General features: G+C 63.2%; 24 protein-coding genes and 1 riboswitch. Of the genes, 22 read left to right on the plus strand and 2 right to left on the minus strand.

The features are described 5' to 3' along the window. Positions 1–69 precede the first annotated feature (69 nt). Positions 70–828: an outer membrane protein OmpK gene (locus tag IG627_RS07785; RefSeq protein ID WP_193191792.1), complete on the plus strand. Its 759-nt coding sequence runs from the start codon at positions 70–72 to the stop codon at positions 826–828. A gap of 87 nt (positions 829–915) precedes the next feature. Here the strand turns inward: IG627_RS07785 and uraD are convergent, their stop codons facing one another. Beyond that, the gene (uraD, locus tag IG627_RS07790; protein WP_193191793.1) at positions 916–1443 is read right to left on the minus strand and encodes a 2-oxo-4-hydroxy-4-carboxy-5-ureidoimidazoline decarboxylase; all 528 of its coding nucleotides are present in this window, start codon (positions 1441–1443) and stop codon (positions 916–918) included. 150 nt (positions 1444–1593) lie between these two features. Here uraD and uraH point away from each other — a divergent pair, with 150 nt between their 5' ends. From uraH to IG627_RS07895, 21 genes are all read left to right on the plus strand, one after another. Beyond that, complete coding sequence (uraH, locus tag IG627_RS07795; protein ID WP_193191794.1) at positions 1594–1947, plus strand: hydroxyisourate hydrolase; 354 nt, start codon at positions 1594–1596, stop codon at positions 1945–1947. A 61-nt stretch (positions 1948–2008) separates the two neighbouring features. Beyond that, positions 2009–3400, plus strand: a complete 1392-nt coding sequence (locus tag IG627_RS07800) for a urate hydroxylase PuuD (protein WP_193191795.1) — start codon at positions 2009–2011, stop codon at positions 3398–3400. 142 nt (positions 3401–3542) lie between these two features. Then, positions 3543–4247, plus strand: coding sequence for a GntR family transcriptional regulator (locus IG627_RS07805; RefSeq protein WP_193191828.1), 705 nt, complete (start codon positions 3543–3545; stop codon positions 4245–4247). Positions 4248–4633: 386 nt separating this feature from the next. Beyond that, positions 4634–5572 carry an allantoinase PuuE gene (puuE, locus tag IG627_RS07810; RefSeq protein WP_193191796.1) on the plus strand — a complete coding sequence of 313 codons (939 nt, stop codon included), beginning with the start codon at positions 4634–4636 and terminating at the stop codon, positions 5570–5572. Between the two features lie 30 nt (positions 5573–5602). Continuing rightward, positions 5603–6451, plus strand: coding sequence for a bifunctional allantoicase/(S)-ureidoglycine aminohydrolase (locus IG627_RS07815; RefSeq protein ID WP_226864833.1), 849 nt, complete (start codon positions 5603–5605; stop codon positions 6449–6451). Positions 6452–6520: 69 nt separating this feature from the next. Then, positions 6521–7033, plus strand: coding sequence for an ureidoglycolate lyase (locus tag IG627_RS07820; protein ID WP_193191797.1), 513 nt, complete (start codon positions 6521–6523; stop codon positions 7031–7033). A 67-nt stretch (positions 7034–7100) separates the two neighbouring features. Then, positions 7101–8876 (plus strand): glyoxylate carboligase, encoded by a 1776-nt coding sequence (gene gcl / locus IG627_RS07825; protein ID WP_193191798.1) that lies wholly within the window; start codon positions 7101–7103, stop codon positions 8874–8876. Between the two features lie 69 nt (positions 8877–8945). After that, a complete protein-coding gene (gene hyi, locus IG627_RS07830) occupies positions 8946–9722 on the plus strand; it encodes a hydroxypyruvate isomerase (RefSeq protein WP_193191799.1) in 777 nt (258 codons plus the stop codon). 242 nt (positions 9723–9964) lie between these two features. Continuing rightward, positions 9965–10852 (plus strand): 2-hydroxy-3-oxopropionate reductase, encoded by an 888-nt coding sequence (locus tag IG627_RS07835; RefSeq protein ID WP_193191800.1) that lies wholly within the window; start codon positions 9965–9967, stop codon positions 10850–10852. A gap of 282 nt (positions 10853–11134) precedes the next feature. Beyond that, a complete protein-coding gene (locus IG627_RS07840; RefSeq protein ID WP_193191801.1) occupies positions 11135–12445 on the plus strand; it encodes a glycerate kinase type-2 family protein in 1311 nt (436 codons plus the stop codon). A gap of 10 nt (positions 12446–12455) precedes the next feature. Continuing rightward, positions 12456–13910 (plus strand): pyruvate kinase, encoded by a 1455-nt coding sequence (pyk, locus tag IG627_RS07845; protein ID WP_193191802.1) that lies wholly within the window; start codon positions 12456–12458, stop codon positions 13908–13910. 144 nt (positions 13911–14054) lie between these two features. After that, complete coding sequence (locus tag IG627_RS07850) at positions 14055–14780, plus strand: GntR family transcriptional regulator (RefSeq protein ID WP_193191803.1); 726 nt, start codon at positions 14055–14057, stop codon at positions 14778–14780. Between the two features lie 77 nt (positions 14781–14857). Beyond that, positions 14858–15015, plus strand: a riboswitch (molybdenum cofactor riboswitch). After that, positions 15004–16011 (plus strand): GTP 3',8-cyclase MoaA, encoded by a 1008-nt coding sequence (gene moaA / locus IG627_RS07855; RefSeq protein WP_226864834.1) that lies wholly within the window; start codon positions 15004–15006, stop codon positions 16009–16011. It overlaps the preceding riboswitch by 12 nt. Positions 16012–16162: 151 nt before the next feature. After that, positions 16163–16690, plus strand: coding sequence for a molybdenum cofactor biosynthesis protein B (moaB, locus tag IG627_RS07860; RefSeq protein WP_193191804.1), 528 nt, complete (start codon positions 16163–16165; stop codon positions 16688–16690). 10 nt (positions 16691–16700) lie between these two features. Then, positions 16701–17198: a cyclic pyranopterin monophosphate synthase MoaC gene (gene moaC, locus IG627_RS07865; protein ID WP_193191805.1), complete on the plus strand. Its 498-nt coding sequence runs from the start codon at positions 16701–16703 to the stop codon at positions 17196–17198. Next, positions 17195–17443 carry a molybdopterin converting factor subunit 1 gene (gene moaD, locus IG627_RS07870; protein ID WP_193191806.1) on the plus strand — a complete coding sequence of 83 codons (249 nt, stop codon included), beginning with the start codon at positions 17195–17197 and terminating at the stop codon, positions 17441–17443. The genes moaC and moaD overlap by 4 nt, the downstream gene beginning before the upstream one ends. 2 nt (positions 17444–17445) lie before the next feature. Beyond that, positions 17446–17898, plus strand: a complete 453-nt coding sequence (gene moaE, locus IG627_RS07875) for a molybdopterin synthase catalytic subunit MoaE (RefSeq protein WP_319024521.1) — start codon at positions 17446–17448, stop codon at positions 17896–17898. A gap of 194 nt (positions 17899–18092) precedes the next feature. Next, a complete protein-coding gene (locus IG627_RS07880; protein ID WP_193191807.1) occupies positions 18093–19643 on the plus strand; it encodes a Re/Si-specific NAD(P)(+) transhydrogenase subunit alpha in 1551 nt (516 codons plus the stop codon). A gap of 15 nt (positions 19644–19658) precedes the next feature. Further along, positions 19659–21104 (plus strand): Re/Si-specific NAD(P)(+) transhydrogenase subunit beta, encoded by a 1446-nt coding sequence (pntB, locus tag IG627_RS07885; RefSeq protein ID WP_226864836.1) that lies wholly within the window; start codon positions 19659–19661, stop codon positions 21102–21104. 274 nt (positions 21105–21378) lie between these two features. Then, on the plus strand, positions 21379–22986 hold the full coding sequence (locus IG627_RS07890) for a S41 family peptidase (RefSeq protein WP_226864837.1): 1608 nt from the start codon (positions 21379–21381) through the stop codon (positions 22984–22986). A gap of 7 nt (positions 22987–22993) precedes the next feature. Continuing rightward, on the plus strand, positions 22994–23380 hold the full coding sequence (locus IG627_RS07895; protein ID WP_193191810.1) for a hypothetical protein: 387 nt from the start codon (positions 22994–22996) through the stop codon (positions 23378–23380). Between the two features lie 28 nt (positions 23381–23408). Here the strand turns inward: IG627_RS07895 and IG627_RS07900 are convergent, their stop codons facing one another. Continuing rightward, positions 23409–24476: a c-type cytochrome gene (locus IG627_RS07900; RefSeq protein ID WP_319024522.1), complete on the minus strand. Its 1068-nt coding sequence runs from the start codon at positions 24474–24476 to the stop codon at positions 23409–23411. Between the last annotated feature and the right edge of the window lie 7 nt (positions 24477–24483).

The raw sequence follows: 24483 nt of genomic DNA on the forward strand, positions 1-24483 counted from the left end.
GAGGGGAGAGTCGCCCCGCGCCCATAAAAATAAGCTGCCCATAAAAATAAACTGAAAGGATGATGAGCTATGAAACTACACAATAAACTACTGGCTGCACTCTGCGCCTCGGCCGCTATCGCGCCCGCGGCCCACGCTGAGAAGTTTTTCGGTTCCTCGAGCATTTCCGGTCTCTACGGCGACCAGTACGAAATCTTCGGTGGCGACCAGGAGGCAGCCAGCGTAATCACCATAGAAAATGTGTCCGCGCACAACTGGGGCGACAGTTTTCTGTTTATCGACCGCTACCAGGTGCAGGGGGATTCCGACAGTCCCAATGACGTCTACGGCGAATTCGCCCCGCGCCTGAGTCTCGGCTGGCTCACCGGCAGCGAGCTGAAGTTCGGGCCGATCAAGGATGTCCTGTTGGCGGCTACCTATGAATACGGCGGCGGTGCGGATGCGAATAACCTGCTGACCGGTGTCGGTTTCAGCTGGGATGTTCCGGGGCTGCAGTATTTCGATACCAACTTCTATCATGTGGATAATGACGACGCTTTCGATACACCGGACGACTGGCAGACGACCATCACCTGGGGTGCGCCCTTCGAGATTGGACCGGCCCGCTTCCTGTTCGATGGCTTTATCGATTATTCATCCGGTGTCGGCGGTGCGCAGAAAGCAGAGCTGCACGTGAATCCGCAATTCACCCTGGATATCGGCCACTTCTCCGGCAACCCGGGTGTGATGTACGCGGGCATCGAGTACTCTCACTGGCGCAACAAGTTCGGTACTTCGGCGATCGAAACCGAGAACGCCGTCAGTGCGCTGGTGAAATTCCACTTCTGATTTTCATTGCGCTTCCGAAAAATAAAAATGCCGGGCGATTGCCCGGCATTTTTTTATCCATCTCTCCGAGACGGCCAGTTTCGCAAATCAGGAATCGGCACGATCCTCCAGGCGGAAAAGCGCAATGCGATTGATCTGCTCAATCGCCATACCCCGCTCCTCCTCCAGCGAATTCAGCAGCCGCTCTTCGAACGCGGCCAGAATCACGTGCCGATCGCTGCCTTTCACCGCCATGATGAACGGAAAACCGAAGCGCTTCTTGTAGGCCGCATTCAGTTTTTCGAAGCGGGCCATCTCCTCCGGCGTGCACTGGTCCAGGCCGGCGCCGGCCTGCTCGCGGGTGGAGTCGTCGGTCAGGGTGCCGGCAATGGCCGCCTTGCCGGCCAAGTCCGGGTGCGCGCGGATCACCTCCAGCTGTCTCTCCGGATCCGCCTCGCGCAGCTCCCGGCTCATGGCTTCCGCCAGGCCCAGGGGAGTGTCCTGTCTGTCGCCCAGGCCTCTGTCCCAGGCCAGTTCCGCCACCCAGGGTGAGTGCTCGTAGATGTCGCCAAAACGGCCAACGAAGGCGTCGCGCGCCAACTGGCTGGGTCTCGGTGTCAGGGTCTTGCCGCTCATATTCGGGTTACTCCTCTTATTGTGCAAATAATGTTGCAACAAAGTGTATACAATATTGATGCATAAGTGTATTCTATTTTTAAGTTCAGTGAATCATTATATGTCGACACTTTGTCGAGGTGACTGTTTACACCATGTAAGGAGGCTTTTATGGGACGCCTGACCACGCACGTACTGGATACAGCCCTGGGGCGACCGGGGCAGGGCATTCGCATCGAGGTTTTCCGCCTGCAGGGCGGAGAGCGGGCGCGCTTGACCGAAGTGGTGACCAATGACGACGGGCGCTGCGATGCTCCCATTCTCGAGGGCGAGGCATTCGTTACCGGCGAGTACGAGCTGGTCTTCCATGCCGGCGATTACCTGTCGCGCCAGGGGCTGGAGAGCGGCGAGCCGCGCTTCCTGGACGTGATTCCGCTGCGTTTCGGTGTGGCAGATGCGAGCCAGCACTACCATGTGCCGCTGCTGCTCTCCCCCTACAGCTACTCCACCTACCGCGGCAGCTGAGCCGGCAGCGGGTAACCAATAGACGTATCGACAATAACTGCAATAAAGAGAGAGCGGGCCAATGGAATCCTTTGTCTTTGAATTTGCCAACTTTATGCTGCGCTGGCTGCACGTGATCGCCGCCATCGCCTGGATCGGTGAGTCCATCTACTTCGTGATGCTGGACAACAGCCTCAAGACGCCCAAGGGCGAGGCATGCCGCAAGAAGGGTGTGTTCGGTGAGATGTGGGCCGTGCACGGCGGCGGCTTCTACCATAACCAGAAGTACGCCACCAGCCCGGAGTCCCTGCCCGAAGACCTGCACTGGTCCTTCTGGAAGTCCTATGCCACCTGGCTATCCGGCTTCGCGCTCTTCGTCATCCTGTATATGGCCAAGCCCAGCTTTTACCTGGTCAATCCCATGAGCAGCTGGGAGTGGGCCGCCGGCATGAGCGGCTGGCAGGCCAACACGGTAGCGGTGCTGTTTCTGCTCGGTGGCTGGCTGGTCTACAACGAGCTGTGCAAGCGTATCAGCCCCAATATGGAGCGCGACGGCCTGCTCAGTATTGCGGTGGCGCTACTGATGGTGCTGGTGGCCTATCTCAGCACCCAGATTTTCTCCGGGCGGGCGGCCTTCCTGCTCACCGGCGCGGTGATGGCCACGGCCATGTCCGCCAACGTCTTCTTCTGGATAATCCCCGGGCAGCGGCGCATGGTGGCGGCGATCAAGGCGGGCGAACAACCGGATCCCCTGGATGGCAAGCGCGGCAAGCAGCGCTCCGTACACAATACCTATTTCACCCTGCCGGTGGTGCTGCTGATGATCAGCAACCACTACGCCTTTACCTACACCCACGAATACGCCTGGGTGTTGATGGCGCTGTTTATCGTCGCCGGCGCCCTGATTCGCCAGTTCTTCGTGCTGATGCACGCGGGCCAGATTCGCCCGGCCTACCCGGCGGTGGGCGCGGCGCTGATACTGCTGGTGTTCTGGATAGCCGCACCGGCGAGCAAGCCGGTGGCGGCCAATGTGGCAGCAGCTGTCGAGGTGGGGACGCCCGAGCAAGAGGCCGTTACCAAAGAGGCTGCCGGGCCGGAAGTCGAGGTGGTTGCCACCGAAGAGGTGGATGCGGCACAGCCGGTGGCGGATGTCGAGGCAGAGGCGGGCGGCGAGACCGCTGCGGCCGAGGCGTCCACCGAAGCGGCAGACAATGCACTGGAAAGCAGTGCCCAGGCCGACGCTGAGGTTCTGCATGCACTGATCGAGCGCCACTGCGTGGCCTGTCACTCGCAGACGCCGACCCAGCCGGGCTTTGTGGCGCCGCCGGCGGGCGTTGCCCTGGATACCGAGCGGCAGTTGGCCCTGCAAAAGGCCAAGATCCAGGAGGTGGTGGCCAGTGGCTATATGCCGCTGGGCAATATGACCGGCATGACCGCCGAGGAGCGACAGCTGATCGCCGCCTGGTCCGAATAAGCTTTTGACGCGCTTGTACCCCGGAGCCCGCGCCGCGGCCTCCGGTTTTTCTATTTGGGCGGCTTTCTCTACTTAGCGGCACGATTTGTATACAATAGGCGCCAGTGGAACCGAGAATAAAGTGAGGAAGCCTGTGAGCGAGATGCCCAAGGCGTCTAAGACCGACAGCAAGAGGCGCGGCGCCGAGCGCGACGACGCCATTTACCGTGCCATCGCCGATGCGGTGGTGGAGCACCGGTTGAAGCCGGGCGCACGCCTGCGCGAGGATGCGCTGGCCGAGGTATTCGGCGTCAGTCGCACCGGTATCCGCAAGATTCTGCAGCGCCTGGCCCTGGAGCAGCTGGTCACCCTGACCCCGCGCCGCGGTGCCAGTGTCACCCGGCCCACCGCCGCCGAGGCCCGCGAGGTCTTTGAGGCGCGCCGTATGGTGGAGTGCGGCCTGATCCCGGAGGTGGTACGGCGCGTCACCAAGGGCGATATCGACGAGCTGCGCGAGCTGACCCGGCGCGAGGTCGAGGCGCTCAACTCGGGTGAGCAGAGTGCCGCCATCAAGATTTCCGCCGCCTTCCACGAGCGCCTGGCGCAGCTGTCCGGCAACAGCACCCTGGCGGAATTCGTGGCCCGTCTCTGCTCCCGTTCATCGCTGATCCTGGCGGTCTACGGCAATTCCGGCCACGCTGGCTGCGAGTCCCACGATCACTACGAGCTGGTGCAGCTGTTGGAGGAGGGTGCCGGCGAGCGGGCCCGCGCCTTTATGGAAAAGCACCTGAGCGCGGTGGAGTCCTCCCTGTCCATCGTCGAGGGCGCCGACGAGGTGCCGGATCTCTACAGCATTTTCGCCGGCTGATCGAGCTTCCCCTCTAATACCTGTGCAGGCCTCCCGTTCCCCGGGTGGCCTGCCGCCGTCCGGCGGGCAGTCGCGCCCGCGCCCGCATAGCCACCTCCACCCATTCGATCCTGTAGGGCTGCACAGCGGGCGCCAATGCCTCTGTGCGCCCGTTGCGTCATCTGTATACAAGTCGCTTGCCCTCAACATCGGCGCCAAAGGGCGCCAGATCTCGATTCTTTCCGTTTGCCCCAGGTCCCGCCCGGCTTTGTTGACCAATAAGTTTCAACAGGGATTGCAAAAGTTATGAATACACTATATCGTAAAACTGTATACAATAATGTCGACCAAAGAGTGGCGCCAAGTGCATCCACCTGGTCGCACGATAACGCAAAGGAAAAGAAGTCTTGAGTTCCTACGAGCAGGATCAATACCCCCGCGATCTGGTTGGCTACGGCCGCAACCAGCCGCAGGCCAACTGGCCGGGCAGGGCGCGCATCGCGGTGCAGTTTGTTCTCAATTACGAAGAGGGCGGCGAGAGCTGTGTGTTGCACGGTGACAGTCACTCCGAGCGCTTCCTGTCCGAGATAGTCGGCGCCGAGGCCTATGCCGACCGGCATATGAGCATGGAGTCCATCTACGAGTACGGCGCCCGCGCCGGTGTCTGGCGCATCCTCGGTGAGTTCGAGAAGCGCGGTCTGCCACTGACGGTATTCGGCGTGGCCATGGCATTGCAGCGCCACCCGGAGGTCGCGCTGGCCTTCAGGGAGTTGGGCCACGAGATCGCCTGTCACGGCTGGCGTTGGCTGCACTACCAGGATGTGCCGGAGAGCGTCGAGCGCGAGCACCTGCGCTGCGCCATCGAAATCTTCCAGGGGCTCTACGGCGAGAAGCCGCTGGGCTGGTACACCGGCCGCGACAGCCCCAACACCCGCCGCCTGCTGCTGGACGAGGGGGGCTTCCTCTACGACAGCGACAACTACGGCGACGACCTGCCTTTCTGGACCAGCGTGCAGGATAGCAGCGGCGAACTGCGGGACCACCTGGTGGTGCCCTACACCCTGGACACCAACGATATGCGCTTCGCCACGCCCCAGGGCTTCAACAGCGGCGAGCAGTTCTTCGATTACCTGCGCGACGCCTTCGACGTCCTCTACGCCGAGGGTGAGGACACGCCGAAGATGCTGTCGGTGGGACTGCACTGCCGCCTGATCGGTCGCCCCGGGCGCTTCAGGGCCCTGCAGAAATTTCTCGATCACATAGAGCGCCACGACCGGGTCTGGGTGACACGCCGCCTGGACATAGCCCGCCACTGGGCGGAGCAGCATCCGCCCTCGGCAAGATGACAGCAACCGCAACGGAAGACCAAGAAACCCATGAGTAACGCGAAGTACCCCATGCACAACTACTACGCACCCAAAGGCGGCCATCCGCCGCAGACGCAACTGCTCACCGACCGCGCCGTATTCACCGAGGCCTACGCGGTGATTCCGAAGGGCGTGATGCGCGATATCGTCACCAGCTACCTGCCTTTCTGGGAGAAGACCCGCCTGTGGGTGCTGTCGCGCCCGCTGTCCGGATTCGCCGAAACTTTCTCCCAGTACATCATGGAAGTGCAGTCCGGCGGCGGCAGCGAAAAACCGGAAACCGATCCCGGCGCCGAGGGCGTGCTGTTTGTGGTCGAGGGCGAGCTGACCCTGATTCTGAACGGTGAAACCCACCGCATGCTCGAGGGCGGCTACGCCTTTATTCCGCCAGGCAGCGACTGGCAGGTGCGCAACGAGTGCGCCTCCACCCTGCGCTTCCACTGGATCCGCAAGGCCTACGAAAGAGTCGACGGCATAGACGTGCCCGAGGCCTTCGTCACCAATGAAAAAATGATCGAGCCGATCGACATGCCCGGCACCGAGGGCTGCTGGAGCACCACCCGCTTCGTGGATATCGAGGATATCCGCCACGACATGCACGTGAATATCGTCACCTTCCGCCCCGGCGGCGTGATTCCGTTTGCCGAGACCCACGTGATGGAACACGGCCTCTACGTCCTGCAGGGCAAGGCCGCCTACCTGTTGAACAAGGACTGGGTGGAAGTGGAGGCCGGCGACTACATGTGGCTGCGCGCCTTCTGCCCCCAGGCCTGCTACGCCGGCGGCCCCGGCCCCTTCCGCTACCTGCTGTACAAGGATGTGAACCGGCAGATGAAGCTGGGCATCGGGCAGAAATAGCGCAGAGGTACAGCAAAGAAAGCGGGCGAGGGTCGGATACCGAATTTTTTAACTGCAGGAGACAGCACCATGTTGCAACTCAAGGCACAACCGCTGACCGCCGAGGCATTCGCGCCTTTCGGCGATGTCATCGACAGCCGCACCGCGGATTCCTTCGCCATCAACGGCGGGCGGGCGCAGCGGTATCACGATCTGGCCCGCATCGAGACCCTGGGCGATGAATCGCGACCGCTGATCAGCATCTTTATCAGCGAGCCGGTGGACCTTCCCCTGCAGCTCACTTACCTGGAGCGTCACCCACTGGGCAGCCAGGCATTTATTCCGATGCACGGCGAGCGCTTTGTGGTGGTGGTGGCCCCGAAAGGGGAAAGCATCGATCCGTCTGAAGTGCGCGCCTTCGTCACCGATGGCCACCAGGGCGTCAACTACCGCGCCGGCATGTGGCACGGCGTGCAGTCGGTGATCGAGCGCCGGGGGGAGTTCGTCGTGGTGGACCGCGGCGGCCCGGGCAACAACTGCGAAGAGTATCCGCTGGAACTGCGGGTAGAAGTGGAAGGGGTTGAGGTCGCGACCCCGGCGTAAAGGACATAGGCCGATCCGGCCGCGTCGGAAAGGCCGAGAAAATAACAGTAATTATTGGAGAGAACCTATGGCTCGCATGACAGCAGCAGAAGCCGCCGTTCACGTCTTGAGAAAAGAGGGTGTCGATGTCGCCTTCGGCGTTCCCGGCGCAGCGATCAATCCCTTTTACTCCGCGATGCGCAAAGTCGGCGGCATTGACCACACTCTCGCGCGCCATGTGGAAGGCGCCTCGCATATGGCCGAGGGCTACACCCGCACCAAGGCCGGCAATATCGGTGTCTGTATCGGCACTTCCGGCCCCGCCGGCACCGACATGATCACCGGCCTCTACTCGGCCAGTGCCGACTCGATTCCGATCCTGTGCATCACCGGCCAGGCGCCGGTGGCCAAGCTGCACAAGGAGGACTTCCAGGCGGTGGATATCAAGGCCATCGCCAGCCCGGTGGCCAAGTGGGCCGTGACCGTACTGGAGCCGGCCCAGGTGCCGCGCGCCTTCCAGCAGGCCTTCCACCTGATGCGCAGCGCGCGTCCGGGCCCGGTGCTGATCGACCTGCCTATCGACGTGCAGATGGCGGAAATCGAATTCGATCCGGACACCTACGAGCCGCTGCCGGTGTACAAGCCGAGCGCCACCCGCGCCCAGGTGGAAAAGGCACTGGAAATGCTCAACGCCGCGGAAAAACCCTTGTTGGTAGCCGGCGGCGGTGTGATCAATGCCGACGCCAGCGATCTGCTGACCGAGTTTGCCGAGATTACCGGCGTGCCGGTGATCCCGACCCTGATGGGCTGGGGCAGCATTCCCGATGACCACCCGCTGATGGCGGGCATGGTGGGCCTGCAGACCTCCCACCGTTACGGCAACGCCACCATGCTGGCCTCGGATTTCGTCATGGGTATCGGCAACCGCTGGGCCAACCGCCACACCGGTAACCTCGACACCTACACCGAGGGCCGCAAGTTCGTGCACGTGGATATCGAGCCGACCCAGATCGGGCGCATATTCGGCCCCGACTACGGCATCGTCTCCGACGCGAAAGCGGCGCTGGAGCTGTTTATCCAGGTGGCCAGCGAGTGGAAGGCCGACGGCCGCCTGAAAGAACGCGGTGCCTGGGCCGAGGAGTGCCGCGAGCGCAAGCGCACCCTGCTGCGCAAGACCCATTTCGACAATGTGCCGGTAAAACCGCAGCGCGTTTACGAAGAGATGAACAAGGTATTCGGCAAGGACGCGCGCTACGTCAGCACCATCGGCCTGTCGCAGATCGCCGGTGCCCAGTTCCTGCACGTGTACAAGCCACGCCACTGGATCAACTGCGGCCAGGCCGGCCCGCTGGGCTGGACCGTGCCCTCGGCGCTGGGTGTGGTCAAGGCGGACCCGGAGGCGGAAGTGGTGGCGCTGTCCGGCGACTACGACTTCCAGTTCATGGTCGAGGAACTGGCCGCCGGTGCCCAGTTCAACCTGCCCTATATCCACGTGCTGGTGAACAACTCTTACCTGGGCCTTATCCGCCAGGCGCAGCGCAATTTCGATATGGACTACTGCGTGCAGCTGTCCTTCGAAAATATCAACTGCCCGGAGATCGAGGGCTATGGAGTCGATCACGTGTCCGTGGTCGAGGGCCTCGGTTGTAAGGCGCTGCGGGTCACCCAGCCGGACGATATAGCGCCCGCGCTCGAGCAGGCGCGCGAGCTGATGAAGCAACACCGGGTGCCGGTAGTGGTGGAAGTGATCCTGGAGCGGGTCACCAATATCGCCATGGGCGTGGACCTGGACGGCGTCAACGAGTTCGAGGCACTGGCCGAGAACCAGGCCGACGCGCCCACGTCCATCGCCGCGCTGACCTGAGCCCTGACGACTCCTCCCCTCTCTTCTGTAGAGAGGGGAGAGAGGCCACCAAAAAACAGGAGATAAAGAATGCCGAAATTTACCGCCAACCTGAGCATGCTGTTTACCGAGCTGGATTTCCTCGACCGCTTCAAGGCCGCCGCCGAGGCAGGCTTCAAGGGTGTTGAATACCTGTTCCCCTACGATTACAGCGTTGAGCAAATCAACCAGCGCCTGAAGGCCAACGGCCTCGAGCAGGTGCTGCACAACCTGCCGGCCGGCGACTGGGCCGCTGGCGAGCGCGGTATCGCCTGTCACCCGGACCGGGTGGAGGAATTCCGGGAAGGCGTCGACAAGGCCATCGAATACGCCACGGCACTGGGCTGCAAGCAGGTGAACTGCCTTGCCGGTATCAAACCCGCCGGCGTCAGCGAACAGCAGGCGCGCCAGACCCTGGTGGAAAACCTGCGCTTCGCCGCGGACAAGCTCGAGGCCGCCGGCATACTGCTGCTGGCGGAGCCGATCAACACCCGCGATATCCCCGGTTTTTTCCTCAACGGCACCGAGCAGGCGCTGGATATTTTTGATCAGGTGGACAGCGACAACCTGAAGCTGCAGTACGACATCTACCACATGCAGATCATGGAGGGGGACCTGGCACCGACCATCGAGAAACACCTGGCGCGCATTGCCCACGTGCAGCTGGCCGACAACCCGGGTCGCCACGAGCCGGGCACCGGCGAGATCAACTACCCCTTCCTGTTCCAGCACCTGGACCGCCTCGGCTACCAGGGCTGGATCGGCTGCGAGTACAAGCCGAAGACCACGACCAGTGAAGGATTGGGTTGGCTCGATAGCGCGCACTGACTCACCGGATGGATGTATCCGGTGCGTTTCCTGCTGATCGGGTGTGGCACAGGAGTAGGGAGTCCGGCTGGGGTGCGCCTTTCCGGGACCGTATGAGGCATGGATGCCGATTACGAGCGTACAGGGATGTATTCACAGCGTGTCCCGGAAAGGCGCACCCCAGCCGGACCCGCGCAGGAATTTGCCGTTCCCACCAACACAAATGTGGATTTTGAGCGAAGTAAGAAATTAGGAGAAAGATAATGAGCAAGATCGGATTTATCGGCCTCGGCATTATGGGCCGCCCCATGGCCGGACACCTGCTGGACGCCGGCCACCAAGTGACTACCGTTGCCCGCCCGCGCGGCCTCGACGAGGGCCTGGCGGCCAAGGGCATGAAAGAGCTGGCCAGTCCCAAGGCGGTGGCCGAGCAGGCGGAAATCATCATCACCATGGTGCCGGACACCCCGGACGTGGAAGAAGTGCTGTTCGGTGAAAACGGCGTGATCGAGGGACTGCAGCCGGGCACCCTGGTGATCGACATGAGTTCCATAGCCCCGGTGCCGACCCAGGAATTCGCCCAGCGTATCGCCAAGGCCGGCGGCGAGTATGTGGACGCGCCGGTATCCGGCGGCGAAGGCGGCGCCATCAACGCCGCGCTGACCATCATGGTGGGCGCCACCCAGGAGGGCTTCGTGCGCGCCCAGCCGATTCTCGAGATCATGGGCAAGACCATCACCCACGTGGGCGATCACGGCGCCGGCCAGACCTGCAAGGTGGCCAACCAGATAGTCGTGGCCCTGACCATTGAAGCGGTGGCCGAGGGCCTGCTGTTCGCCTCCCGCGCCGGCGCGGATGTGGCCAAGGTGCGCGAGGCGCTGCTCGGCGGCCTGGCCCAGTCCAAGATCCTGGACGTGCACGGCGAGCGCATGATCAAGCGCACCTTCGATCCGGGTTTCCGCATCCGCCTGCACCAGAAGGACCTGAACCTGGCCCTGACCAGCGCCCGCGCCTTCAACCTGGCACTGCCGGGTACCGCCAATGCCCAGCAGCTGTTCCAGGCCTGTGCCGCCAACGGCGGCGCCGACTGGGATCACGCCGGCATACTGCGCGCGCTGGAAAAACTGGCCGACCACGAGATCGGCGAATAAGCGCCCGCGGCCAATAAAGCGCCCGCGGCCAATAAAGAGGCAATTGACGAATTCCCGCGCCCCCAGCCCGACAGTAGATCCACTGCGAGCTGAGGGACCGCGGAAAAAGAAGGACCCAGTATTCCGCCGGCGCGCGATGAATCGCCGCCCGCCGGCGGCTTTTTCTCCCTCCCCCGATCAGGGCATCTATGCCAGGGCCAATAGGTGAGGTGCAACCAGTAACCGCTGCGTTTCGCCTATTTGTCTTGCACCGTTAAGTAACCCCGCTGTGAGGAACCGCCGATGAATGCACTGCCCGAATTAGAGACTCTCAAGCGCCCGGCGGATCTCGATGCCTGGCTCAGGCAGCTGGCCGAGACAGCGGTGGCCGCAGTGCATCCGGACGCACTGCTGCCGGATCAGCTGCCCGAGCCACCCGCCGGCCGCACCTTCGTCGTCGGGGCCGGCCAGGCCGCCGCCGCCATGGCCTCCGCCCTGGAGAAGGCCTGGGGTAAGAAATACCCCGATGCCGACCTGGATGGCCTGGTCGTCACCCGCTACGGCCACGGCGTGATCTGCGACAGGATCGAAGTGCTGGAGGCCTCGCACCCGGTGCCGGACGAACTGGGGCAGAGGGCCGCAGTGCGCATGCTGGAATCCGTGGGTGGGCTCACCGCCGACGACCTGGTGATTGCGCTGGTGTCCGGTGGCGGCTCGGCGCTGATGACCCTGCCGGCGCCGGGCATCAGCCTGGGTGAAAAGCGGGCCATCAATAAGGCTCTGCTGCGCAGCGGCGCACCCATCAGCGCCATCAATACCGTGCGTCGCCACCTGTCGGCGATCAAGGGTGGGCGCCTGGCCGCCGCCGCCCACCCGGCGCGGGTGGTCACCTACCTGATTTCGGACGTGCCCGGCGACCTGCCCAGCCTGATCGCCTCAGGGCCGACCCTGCCGGACAACTCGATTCCCCAGGATGCCCTGGCGCTGCTGGAGCGCTACAAGGTGCCTGTGCCCGACTCGGTGCGCCGTCACCTGGAGGCGGGCGCCCCGGCGCCCAGGTCCAACGCCTCCGCTTTCGCCGCCGACAGCGCCCATATGCTGGCCAAAGCCAGTGACGCCCTGGCGGCCGCCAGCGATGCGGCCAGTGTCGCCGGTGTGCAGGTGCGTATACTGGGCGATGACCTGGAGGGCGAGGCTCGCGAGCTGGGGCGTGCCCATGCGCGCCTGGCCCTGGCGGCCCAGCGGGAGAGCGACGCGCCCCTGCTGATAGTGTCCGGTGGCGAGACCAGTGTCACCGTTACCGGCGACGGCCGCGGCGGGCGCAATGTGGAGTACCTGCTGGGACTCTTTGCCGCCCTGGAGGGCGCGCCGGGAATCCACGCCCTGGCCATTGATACCGACGGTATCGACGGCTCCGAGGACAACGCCGGCGCCCAGTTCTCCCCGGACGACTGGCCGCGGTTGTCGAAGCAGGGGCTGGATCCCGTCGCTTACCTGGCGCGCAACGACGCCTATAGTTTCTTTGCCGAGCTGGAGCGGCTGATAGTCACCGGTCCCACAAGAACCAATGTCAACGATTTCCGCGCCATACTGATATTGCCGCGGCAGTCGTGAGGAGCTAACCATGCAGCAGAAAAACCCGATCAGACGCACAAAAATCGTCGCCACCCTGGGCCCCGCCAGCGATCGCGAGGGTGTGCTGGAGGCCATGATCGCCGCCGGTGTGGATGTGGTGCGGCTCAACTTCTCCCACGGTTCCGCCGAAGACCACCGCCGGCGCCTGGCCGAGGTGCGCGAAATCGCCGCGCGCCAGGGCAGGACGGTGGCGGCCCTCGGCGATCTGCAGGGGCCCAAGATCCGCATAGCGCGCTTTAAAGATGGCGCCGTGGAGCTGTCCGAGGGGGATGCCTTCGTGCTGGATATGGCGCTGGATTCCGATGCCGGCGACAGCGCGCGGGTCGGCTGCGACTACAAGGCGCTGGTGGAGGATGTCGCCCCCGGCGACAAGCTGCTGCTGGACGACGGCCGCCTGGTACTCGAAGTGGAGCGGGTGCTGGACAAGCAGGTAAACACCCGCGTCGTGGTCGGCGGCAAGTTGTCCAACAACAAGGGCATCAACAAGCAGGGCGGCGGCCTCTCCGCCGCGGCCCTGACCGACAAGGACAAGCGCGACCTGGAAACCGCCATCGACATAGGTGTCGATTACCTGGCGGTCTCCTTCCCGCGCACGGCGGCGGATATGCAAGAGGCGCGCGCGCTGCTCGGCGAGCGGGGCCGGGAAATCGGCCTGGTGGCCAAGGTGGAGCGCGCCGAGGCGGTGGCGGACGAAGAGACGCTGGACGACATCATCCGCGCCTCGGATGCGGTGATGGTGGCACGCGGCGACCTGGGCGTGGAAATCGGCGACGCCCAGCTGATCGGCGTGCAGAAACGCATGATCAAGCGCGCGCGCCAGCTCAACCGCGCCGTGATCACCGCCACGCAGATGCTGGAAACCATGATCACCGCGCCGCTGCCCACCCGCGCCGAGGTATTCGACGTGGCCAATGCAGTGCTCGACGGCACCGACGCGGTGATGCTGTCCGCGGAGACCGCCGCCGGCGATTTCCCGGTGGAGGCCATCGAGGCCATGCACCGCCTGTGCCTGGGGGCCGAGCGCGAGAAGAGCGCGCAGGAGTCCGGCCACCGTATGCACCAGGGCTTCACCCGCGCCGACGAGACGGTATCCCTGGCGGCCATGTACGCGGCCAACCATATGCAGGGGGTAGCGGCCATCGCCTGTATGACCGCCACCGGCTACACGCCGCTGATCGCCTCGCGCATCCGCTCCGGACTGCCCATCGTCGGCCTGGCCCACGACCCGGTTGCGCAGCGCCGAATGGCCCTCTACCGGGGTGTCATATCGCTGCCTTTCGACACCGAGTCCATGGGGGATGCGGAGATCAACCGCGCGGCCCTGGCGCTGCTGGAGTCCCGCGGTATCGCCGCGCGCGGCGATATGGTGATCCTGACCCGGGGCGACCTGATGAATGCGCACGGCGGCACCAATACCCTGAAGATACTGCAGGTCGGGGAATAGTCACGTCCCCTTGTGGTGCAGGTGCCGCCCTCTTTTGGGGCGGGCTGGAGTGCAAAAAAAGTGTATACACTTTCTGTCGACAGCATTACACTCGATTGAACAGAATTTGAACCGAGAGAGCCCGCGGGGCGAGAGCAACCTGTAATGAATGAGGCCTGGCAGCGACAGATACTGGCGGAAAGTGGCAACGGCCGCATCAGCGACCAGCAGATAGTCGACAAGATCCGCAGGGCGGTACTGACCCAGCGTCTGCCCCCGAACACGCGCCTGCCCGAAGGTGCGCTGGGGGATATCTTCGGCGTCAGTCGCTCGGTGGTGCGCAAGGCACTGACCCGCCTGGATGCGGAGCACGTGGTCAGCCTGGCGCCCAACCAGGTGGCGCGGGTGCGCGCGCCCAATATCGACGAGACCCGCGACACCTTCGTCGCCCGCCGCCTGGTGGAGGGCGAGGTGGTGGCGCTGCTCGCCGGCAAACTGACGGCGGCACAGCTGGCGGATCTGGAGAAGATGGTGGCAGGAGAGGCCGATGCCTACCGGCGCGGTGACGAGGGAGCGCGCATCGAGCAGTCCCTGCGCATCCACCACCTGCTGGCGGAACTGTCGCCCAACCGGGTGCTGGGCAGCATACTGACCGACCTGATTCTGCGCACCTCCATCGTGATTGCGCTCTACCGGCGGGACGGCCTGGCCTCCTGCTACCTGGAGGGGGATCACCCGCGACTGCTGGCGCACCTGCGCGCCGGCGAGGCGGAGGCGGCGCGAGGGGCTATAGTGGATCATCTGAACGCCCTCGAGAGACTGATGGATCTCGGCAGCCGCGATGCCAGTATCGACCTGATGGAGATACTGGGCGGACGGCGCGTGGGTTGATACGGCACGAAAATTGCTGTCATCGAAGAGTCACTGGCAGTGGAAACTGACAACTAACGGAAAACTGACCACCGAATCATCACAACAGCTACCGAGCCACTGGGCCTAAGTTCGCCAATAGCGCGAGTAGGGCCTCTTGGCCGCAGGTTCCGGAGTCAGACAGACTGAGGTGCCTGCCAGGGTCGGCGGAGAAATCTTCCGGCCTCCCGAATTTGGAAAGGTAATGCGAAACAACGAAATGCATGAAGCTGGCCAGGGCGTCCTGGAAGACGGCCACGGCCGCCGCTTCTACTATCTGCGCCTGTCGGTCACCGATGCCTGCAACTTCCGCTGCGACTACTGCCTGCCGGAAGGTTACCGGGCGCGGGCCGGCGAAGCGGCCCCCCTCAGCGTCGCCGAGGCGGCGACCGCAATGCGCGCCTTTGCCCGATTGGGCACCCGCAAGGTGCGCCTCAGCGGCGGCGAGCCATCCCTGCGTGCCGACCTGCCGGACATCATCGCTGCGGCCCGCAACACCCCCGGTATCCGTCGCGTGGCGGTCACCAGCAACGGCTACAAACTGCCGAAGGTCATCGACGAGTGGCGCCGCAGCGGCCTAGACCAGCTCAATATCAGTATCGACAGCCTGGACGCGGCGGAGTTTGCGCGCATCACCGGCCACGACTGCCTGCCGCGCATCCGCACCGGCATAGACCGCGCCCTGGAGCTGGGGGTACAGACCAAGGTCAACGCGGTACTGCTCAGCGACGGCGCCACCGAGCGCCTGCAGCAGTTCCTCGACTGGCTGCGGGATACTCCGGTCACCCTGCGCTTTATCGAGCTGATGCAGACAGGCGACAACCGCGACTATTTCGCCAGCAATCACCTGCGCGGCGACACCATAGAGCGGCAGCTGATAGAGAGCGGCTGGCAACTGCTGCCGCGGGCCATAGACGCCGGTCCGGCGCGGGAGTATGCGCACCCGGATTACCGCGGCAGCATCGGCCTGATCACCCCCTACAGCAGGGATTTCTGCCAGAGCTGCAACCGCCTGCGGGTGTCGGCCCAGGGCAAGCTGCACCTGTGCCTCTTCGCCGATGCGGGTCTCGATCTGCGCGAGGAAATCCGCCGCGGCGATGTGGCTGCACTGGCGGAGAGAATTCAGACCCTGGTCGGCGGCAAGGCCGCCAGCCACTACCTGCAGCAAGGACAGACGGGTGCCACCCGCAACCTGTCCGTGATCGGCGGATAAAAGCCAGATAACTGAATGGGCTGGATTCGTGGGGTGCGCCGTGCGCACCGGATCAGGGCGGATGTTGGCTTCAGCGCTTTTCGGTGCGCACGGCGCACCCTACGGCCGCAGTGAATAGAGAACCCCAAAGTATTCAACGAGGTAAGTAACAGTGTCCCATCACACAGATAACAGCGGCGCGGCACTCAATATCGCGGTGCTGACGGTTTCGGACACCCGCACCGAGGAAAACGATACCTCCGGCCAGTACCTGGTCGAGGCGCTGCGCGCGAGCGGGCACAAGCTTGCCGACAAGAAAATCGTGCGCGACGACGTTTACCAGCTGCGCGCCCAGGTCTCCCAGTGGATCGCCGACGGTTCCATCGAGGTAATCATTACCACCGGCGGCACCGGCTTCGCCGGCCGCGACTCCACCCCGGAGGCGCTGGCCCCCCTGTTCGACAAGACGGTCGAGGGCTTCGGTGAGTTGTTCCGCGCGATTTCCTACGAGGAGATAGGCTCCTCGACGATACAGTCCCGCGCCCTCGCCGGACTCGCCAACGACACATTGATCTGCTGCGTACCCGGTTCCACCGGTGCCTGCCGCACTGCCTGGGAAAAGATACTGCGCGAGCAGCTGGACGGCAGTCACAGGCCGTGCAATTTCGTCGAGCATCTGCGCCGCGGTGATAAAAGGTGAGGAGCTGAGCATGAGCCTGACCCATCTCAACGAGCGCGGTGAGGCCAGTATGGTCGACGTCACCGACAAGGCCGTCAGCGAGCGCAGCGCCCGCGCCCAGTCACTGGTCACCATGAGCCCCGCGGCCTTCGCGCAATTGGTGGCGGGGCAGAACAAGAAGGGCGATGTGCTGGCCACGGCGCGTATCGCCGGTATCCAGGCGGCCAAGAAAACTGCCGACCTGATCCCGCTGTGCCACCCGCTGGCGCTGACGAAAGTGCAAGTGGATTTCGAGCTGGAGCCGTCGCAAAACAGCGTGCGCATCGCCAGCTACTGCCGCCTGGCCGGGCGCACCGGCGTGGAGATGGAGGCGCTGACCGCGGCCTCGATCGCGGCGCTGACCATCTACGACATGTGTAAGGCGGTGGACCCGGCCATTGTCATCAGCGAGACGCGCCTGGTGGAAAAGCTCGGCGGCAAGCGCGGCCACTGGCAGCGCGGTGACGAACAGAGTGGAGGTGAGCAATGATTCGCGTACTCTTTTTTGCCAGCCTGCGCGAGCAGCTGGATTGTGCCGAACTGCAGGTGAATCCCGGCGAGTGCGGGACCCTGGCCGAACTGCGCGAACAGTTGAGCGGGCGCGGCGAAAGCTGGCGCCGCGCCCTGGCCGACCCCAGCCTGCAGGCGGCTCTGAATCGCGAGGTGGCCTCGGGCGAGGCAACGCTCAACAGTGGCGACGAGGTGGCCTTCTTCCCGCCGGTGACCGGGGGCTGACAGTGAGCGTTTCCGTATCCGTGCAGGAGCAGGCCTTCGATGTCGGCGCCGAGTACGCCGGCCTGCGCAACGGCAACTGGGCCGACGGTGCCACGGCGATGTTTGTCGGCTCGGTGCGCGACTTCAACCTGGACAGCGCCGTCAGCTGTATGGAACTGGAACACTACCCGGGAATGACCGAGCGGGTGCTGCAGGATATCGCTGAGAAGGCGCAGCGGCGCTGGGCGCTGGGTCGGGTGCGTGTAGTGCACCGGGTGGGACGCCTGGGCGCCGGCGACGACATAGTGTTTGTCGGCACCTGTGCGCCGCACCGCCAGGCGGCACTGGAGGCCTGCGCCTTTGTGATGGATTTTCTCAAGACCCGGGCGCCCTTCTGGAAAAAGGAAAAGGGACCGGACGGCGAACGCTGGGTGGAGGCCCGGCAAAGTGACAGCGACGCGCTGGAAAAATGGTAGGGGACATTGTAGATCGCGGGTTTCGCCTATAAGCAACACCAATCCCGACTATTCCATTTAGTCTCTTTTCATCTTCGCAGTGTGGGTTTACACTCGAATTCCTTTTAAATTGGTCAGACCAATAATAACAAATGTAACTAAAAGGATAGATTTAGCGGTAATTCAAAAAACAGTAATTGAGAGGGAGCAAAGCGGTGATCATAGCCATACCGAGAGAGACCGCTCCGGGGGAGTCGCGGGTAGCGGCCACGCCCGACAGCGTGAAGCGTTTGCGCGATCTGGGATTTTCCGTCGCGGTGGAAAAAGGGGCTGGTGCAGAGGCCAGCTTTACCGATGAGGCCTATATCGAAGCCGGGGCCGAAATTCGCAAGGATTTCAAACATTGCCTGGAGGGCGCCGGCCTGGTGCTCAAGGTGCAGGCGCCCAGCGATGAGGAGCTGGCGCTGATTCCGGAGGGCGCGACCCTGGTCGCTTTCCTCAAGCCGGCACAGAATGCAGAGTTGCTGCAGAAATTCGCCGACAGGAAGATCAATGCCCTGGCGGTGGAGTCAGTCCCGAGAATTTCCCGCGCGCAGAAAATGGATGCGCTCAGCTCCATGGCCAATATCGGCGGCTACCGCGCGGTGATAGAGGCGGCGCACAATTTCGGCCGCTTCTTTACCGGGCAGATCACTGCCGCCGGCAAGATTCCACCGGCCAAGGTGCTGGTGATCGGCGCCGGTGTTGCCGGACTTTCCGCCATCGGTACCGCCAAGAGTATGGGGGCGATTGTTCGCGCCTTCGATACCCGCGCCGAGGTGCGCGAGCAGGTGGAATCCATGGGGGCCGAATTCCTCACCGTGGAAATCGAGGAAGAGGGCTCCGGTAGCGGCGGCTACGCCAAGGAGATGTCCAAGGAATTTATCGAGGCGGAGATGGCCCTGTTCCGCGAGCAGGCCAGGGAGGTGGATATCGTTGTCACCACCGCCCTGATTCCGGGCAAGCCGGCGCCCAAGCTGTGGCTCGCGGATATGGTCGACAGCATGGCCGAGGGCTCTGTAGTGGTGGACCTGGCTGCGGAGATGGGCGGCAACTGCGACTACACCGTGGCCGACGAGAAAGTCGTCAAGAGCGGTGTCACCATTATCGGCTACACCAACCTGGCCAGCCGCGCCGCCACCCAGTCCTCCAGCCTTTACGCCACCAACCTGGCGCACCTGCTGAGTGAACTGAGCCCGGAGAAAAACGGCGAAATTGATATCAATTTCGACGACGAGGTGATCCGCGGCGCGACCGTGGTCAAGGCCGGCGAAATCACCTGGCCGCCGCCCCCGCCCAAGATCTCAGCGCAGCCGAAACCCGCGGAGAAAAAGGCTGAGCCGCAGGCGACGGTGGTCGAGGAGCAGCCGCCGAAGAAAAAGTCACCGCTATCAATACTGGCCTTCTGGCTGGTCGCCGGCGGCCTGTTGCTGTGGCTCGGCCGCGTTGCACCGCCGGACTTTGTATCCCACTTCACCGTCTTCGTGCTGGCGATCTTCATCGGTTGGCAGGTGATCTGGAATGTGACTCACGCGCTGCACACGCCGCTGATGAGCGTAACCAATGCGATTTCCGGCATTGTCATCGTCGGTGCCTTGCTGCAGGTGGGCGCAACTGGCTCGGGCCTGGTGACACTGCTCGCCTTTATCGGTGTGCTGGTTGCCAGTATCAATATATTCGGTGGCTTTTTCGTCACCTATCGTATGCTGAAAATGTTTCGGCGCTAAGGGGGGAGAGTAATGATGAACGGTATGATTTCCATGGCTTATCTCTTCTCCGCGGTGATGTTCATTCTCAGCCTCGGCGGACTTTCCAGCCACGAGACGGCCCGGCGCGGCAATGTCTACGGTATGGTGGGTATGGCCGTGGCCATTATCGCCACCGTGGCTGGTATCACTACCGGCGCCTACTGGATGGTGGCTACCGCTATGGCGGTGGGCGCGGTCGTGGGCCTGGCGCTGGCCAAGCGTGTGGCCATGACGCAGATGCCGCAGATGGTGGCGCTGCTGCACAGCTTCGTCGGCCTGGCTGCGGTGCTGATCGGCTGGGGCGGATACCTGGATCCGCGTTTGTCCCTGACCGGTGCCGAGCACATAGTGCACAACACCGAGATCTACCTGGGTGTCTTTATCGGTGCCATTACCCTGACCGGTTCGGTGGTGGCTTTCGGTAAGCTGCAGGGCCTGATCTCCGGTAAGCCGCTGATGCTGCCCGCGCGCCACTGGCTGAACCTGATAGCGATCATTGCCTGCGTGGTGCTGGGCGCCCAGTTTATTCCCGCCGATCAGAGTGCGGGCACGGTCATCAATCTGCTGATCATGACGTCGATTGCGCTGCTGCTGGGCATTCACCTGATCGCCGCCATCGGCGGTGCGGATATGCCGGTGGTGATTTCGATGCTGAACAGCTATTCCGGCTGGGCCGCCGCGGCCACCGGTTTCATGCTCAGCAACGACCTGCTGATCGTGGTCGGTGCACTGGTAGGCTCCTCCGGTGCCATCCTGAGCTACATCATGTGTCGCGGCATGAACCGCTCCTTCGTCAGCGTGATCCTCGGCGGCTTCGGCTCCGACGGTGGCGAAGTGGCAGAGGGCGAGATTGAAGGCGAGGTGGTGGCCACCAGTTTCGACGAGATGGCGGCGGACCTGGAAGCGGCCGACAGCATCATCATAGTGCCCGGCTTCGGCATGGCCGTGGCCCACGCCCAGCAGGCAGTCAGCGACCTGACCGACAGGCTGCGCAAGATGGGCAAGACGGTGCGCTTCGGCATTCATCCGGTAGCCGGCCGCCTGCCCGGGCATATGAATGTGCTGCTGGCGGAGGCCAATGTGCCTTACGATATCGTGCTGGAGATGGATGAGATCAACGGTGACTTCCCCAGTACCGACCTGGCGCTGGTGATCGGTGCCAACGATACCGTCAACCCGGACGCGGTGGAGAAACCCGGTTCCCCCATCGCCGGTATGCCGGTGCTGGAGGTCTGGAAGGCCGGCAAGGTGGTCGTGTTCAAGCGCTCCATGGCCTCGGGCTACGCCGGTGTCGCCAACCCGCTGTTCTACAAGGAGAACGCGCGCATGCTGTTCGGCGATGCCAAGGACAGCCTGCAGAGCGTACTGGGTAAGCTGAGCACCGAGAGCTCCCGTCAGGGAGCGGCCACTGGCGGCCGCCAGCAGGCCGTCGCTACCTGATAATGCAGCGTCCGCATTAAACAGCACAGGGATGTGCTGGCGCCGGCCCCGGGCCGGCGCAATTCCCTCCTCTCTTCCCCCTCCTGAATTCGCGTCGGTTACCTTTCCCCCCCTGCCATTGGTACCCGCAGCGGCTGAATCGTCGGACACTTTTTCCGGTCGATTGTATTGGGTGGTGGTGATAATCTCCCGGCTTCGAATAACTAATTAGAAAATGGAGTTCGTTGTCATGGGGGCTGGTTACCGCCGCTTTTTCTTATCTACTTTCCTTTCGTTGAGTGCTTTCTGTCTCGCTGCCTGTAGTGGCGGTGGAGGCGGAGATAGTAGTAACAGCGGCAACGACAATGACAACAACTATAACGAGCCGGTAGGTTGGCAGTCCGGCGTTTTCCAACCGGCCGATGACTTCGCCAACCGCTGCGAGTCTCCCCGCAGCGGTATCGACCCGGCCACAGATGCGCCCTATAAGGATATACGGGGCACAGCCCTTGACGAGAGGAATTGGCTGCGCTCCTGGAGCAACGACTTCTACCTGTGGTACGACGAGATTGCCGATCGGGATCCCGCCAACCACGGTACTCACGAATATTTTGATCTGCTGAAAACCACCGAACTCAGTTCCACGGGGGGCGAAAAGGACAAATTTCATTTTCTGATGCCCACGGACGACTGGAACCAGCAGTCCCAGTCCGGTGTTGCGGTGGGCTATGGCTTCCAGTGGGCTATTCTCCAGTCCAAACCGCCGCGACAGATACTGGCGGCTTACAGCAACGGCGAGGACAGCTGGCCGACCGGTATTTCCCGCGGCGCCAGGGTGCTGATGGTGGACGGTGTGGATGTGGTCAATGCCGAGGATCAGGCGAGTGTGGATATTCTCAACGCCGTCTTCTTTCCCGCTGAGTCCGGTGACAACCACGACTTCCTCGTTGAGTACCCGGACGGCACCACTGCCAGCGTTTCCCTGACGGCAAGCGCCGTCACATCGGATCCGGTGCAGAATGAGAATGAGGATGTTATCACCATAGCCAATGGCAAGCGGGTGGGTTATCTGCTGTTCAACGACCATATAGCCACCGCGGAAAAGGAACTGAAGCTGGCAGTGGAGCAATTAAGTGCGAAAGGCATCGACGAGCTGGTACTGGATCTGCGCTACAACGGCGGTGGCTACCTGGCAATTGCCAGCCAGCTCGCTTATATGATTGCCGGCCCCGAACAAGCCGGAGTCAATTGGAACGCTGGGGAGTGGACTGCCAATAAGACCTTTGAGCAGCTGGAGTTCAACAACAAGCACCCGGATACGGACCCCTTCACCAAGGAACCCCTGGACCCGATACCCTTTATCCCCGTCACCATCGGTCTCTCGCCGTCGCTGGATAAAAACCAGCCGCTGCCGAGCCTGAATCTGGACCGGGTCTTCGTGCTCACCGGTCCCAACACCTGCTCCGCCAGCGAGGCGATTATCAACGGCCTGCGCGGCGTGGGCGTGGGCGTGGTGCAAATCGGCAAGCAGACCTGTGGCAAGCCCTATGGCTTCTATCCCACGGACAACTGCGGCACCACCTATTTCTCGATTCAGTTCCGCGGTGTCAATGAGAAGGGCTTCGGAGACTATTCCGACGGCTTTATCCCGGCCAGTTACGACGACGGCGGCGCCGTAGTGCTCGGCTGCGAGGTGGGCGACGATTTCAGCCGCCCGCTTGGCGACGTCGGCGAGGCGCGCCTCGCGACCGCGCTGAACTATATTGAGACTGACAGCTGTGGTGCGTTTTCCGCCAACAGTTTTGCCGGTGAGGCGCAGTATGGAGTCCGCCTCTCCGCCGGCGAGGGGCGCATCGCCAAGAGCCCTTGGCGGCAGAACCGTATCTTGCTGATGGGGAGATGAGGCAGCTATGAGAAAAGTAGCGACAGCCACGGTATTGGCCGCACTGGCCCCCATGATCGCCTGCAACTCACAGCCGGCCCAAGGTGATGAGAAGCCGGCTGTGATTGCCGAAGCCACGCCGCAGAGCCACGCCGAACTGCAACGCCTGGTGACAGAGGCGCTGGGCGGAGCGCCGGTTACCCTGGCGGAGGACGCGCTGACGCGCGAGAGCGTCCTAGTAATAGAGCGCAATCCACCGCAGGATCTGCAGCAGCGCCCCCTTCAGGGGCGTAACCGGGAAATGCCGAAGAAGTTCCGCCTGTTGCTTAGCGGCGACCGCTGCTGGCTGGAGCGCGCAGCCGACGGCGAGCGCTGGGAGCTGCTGGAAGCCAAGTGCGTGCCCGCGGACAATTAAAGGAAAAGGGGTGCGGATTCCGCGCCCCCTAATCGCCTCTTCTGGGAAAATCCGCAAAGGCCTCGCTGCCCAGTATTTCACCACCATCAAGGCTCTGCCCGTAATAGCACTGATGGTGGTGATACTTCTTGCGCAGTTTTTCCACGTCACCCAGGAACCTGGGATCCTGCGGCCTCTCCCGTGAGTTGATATAGGCGGCCACATCCCAGGCCTGCTGCTGTGTCAGCTGAATGCTTTTGCCCAGCGGCATGTTTTCGTAGATGAAGGAGGCGGCGGTGTTGATGCGGTGCATGCCTGCGCCCCAGTTGTAGCTCTGCGGTCCCCACAGGGGCGGCAGTGTGTGGACGCCGGCACTGGCAAAGCCCTGGCCGTCGGCGCCGTGGCACAGAAGGCAGTGTTCGACGTAGACCTGCTGTCCGCGCTCCGGTGAGTAGGCTTCCGGTGGGTTTTGCAGTGGCGGGTAGCCGCGTCCGGCCAGTGCGGCGCGCTTGTCCACCGGCAGTGCCTTCTTCAGGGCGACCGGCATGGGGAAGTCCTCCCGCCTGCCTCCTTTGACCAGTTCCTCGTCGCTGATGGCGGGCACAGACCCATCCAGTTCGTAAAAATCCATCAGGCCGCCCATGCCGAGCCAGTAGGCGTAGGCGGACAGGGCTATGGCCTCAGCCCCCCCGACCGGGGGACCCTCGCCATTGGTGGAGTAGGTGAAACAGCCCTGCAGCCGCTCGGCGAAGCTGTTCACCTTGTCGTTCTTCTTGCGATAGGCGGGATAGGCGAAGTAGGCCGCCCACAGGGGAGCCGAGTTGGCCCGCCGACCCGCGTCCATATGGCAGTTCACGCAGCTGAGGTCGTTGCCCACATAGCGGTCGCGCAGCAGCTGGGAATTGACGAAGAGCCGGTAGCCGAGACGCACCTTGTCGCCAAACTCTCCCGTCGGTATCCGCTCCAGTGGTCGCGGGACTATGACCGGGTGCATCTCCTCTATTGGCGGCGGCAGTGGCTCCTGGCGGTCCAGTATTTCCTGGGCCGCCAGGGGCGTTGCGGTGATGGCTGCAGCATTGAACGCGGTGATGAGGGCGGCGGGCAACTTCCGTTTCACGGCGGCT

It is taken from the genome of Microbulbifer taiwanensis (assembly GCF_014904815.1).
In the GTDB taxonomy this organism is placed as follows: domain Bacteria; phylum Pseudomonadota; class Gammaproteobacteria; order Pseudomonadales; family Cellvibrionaceae; genus Microbulbifer; species Microbulbifer taiwanensis.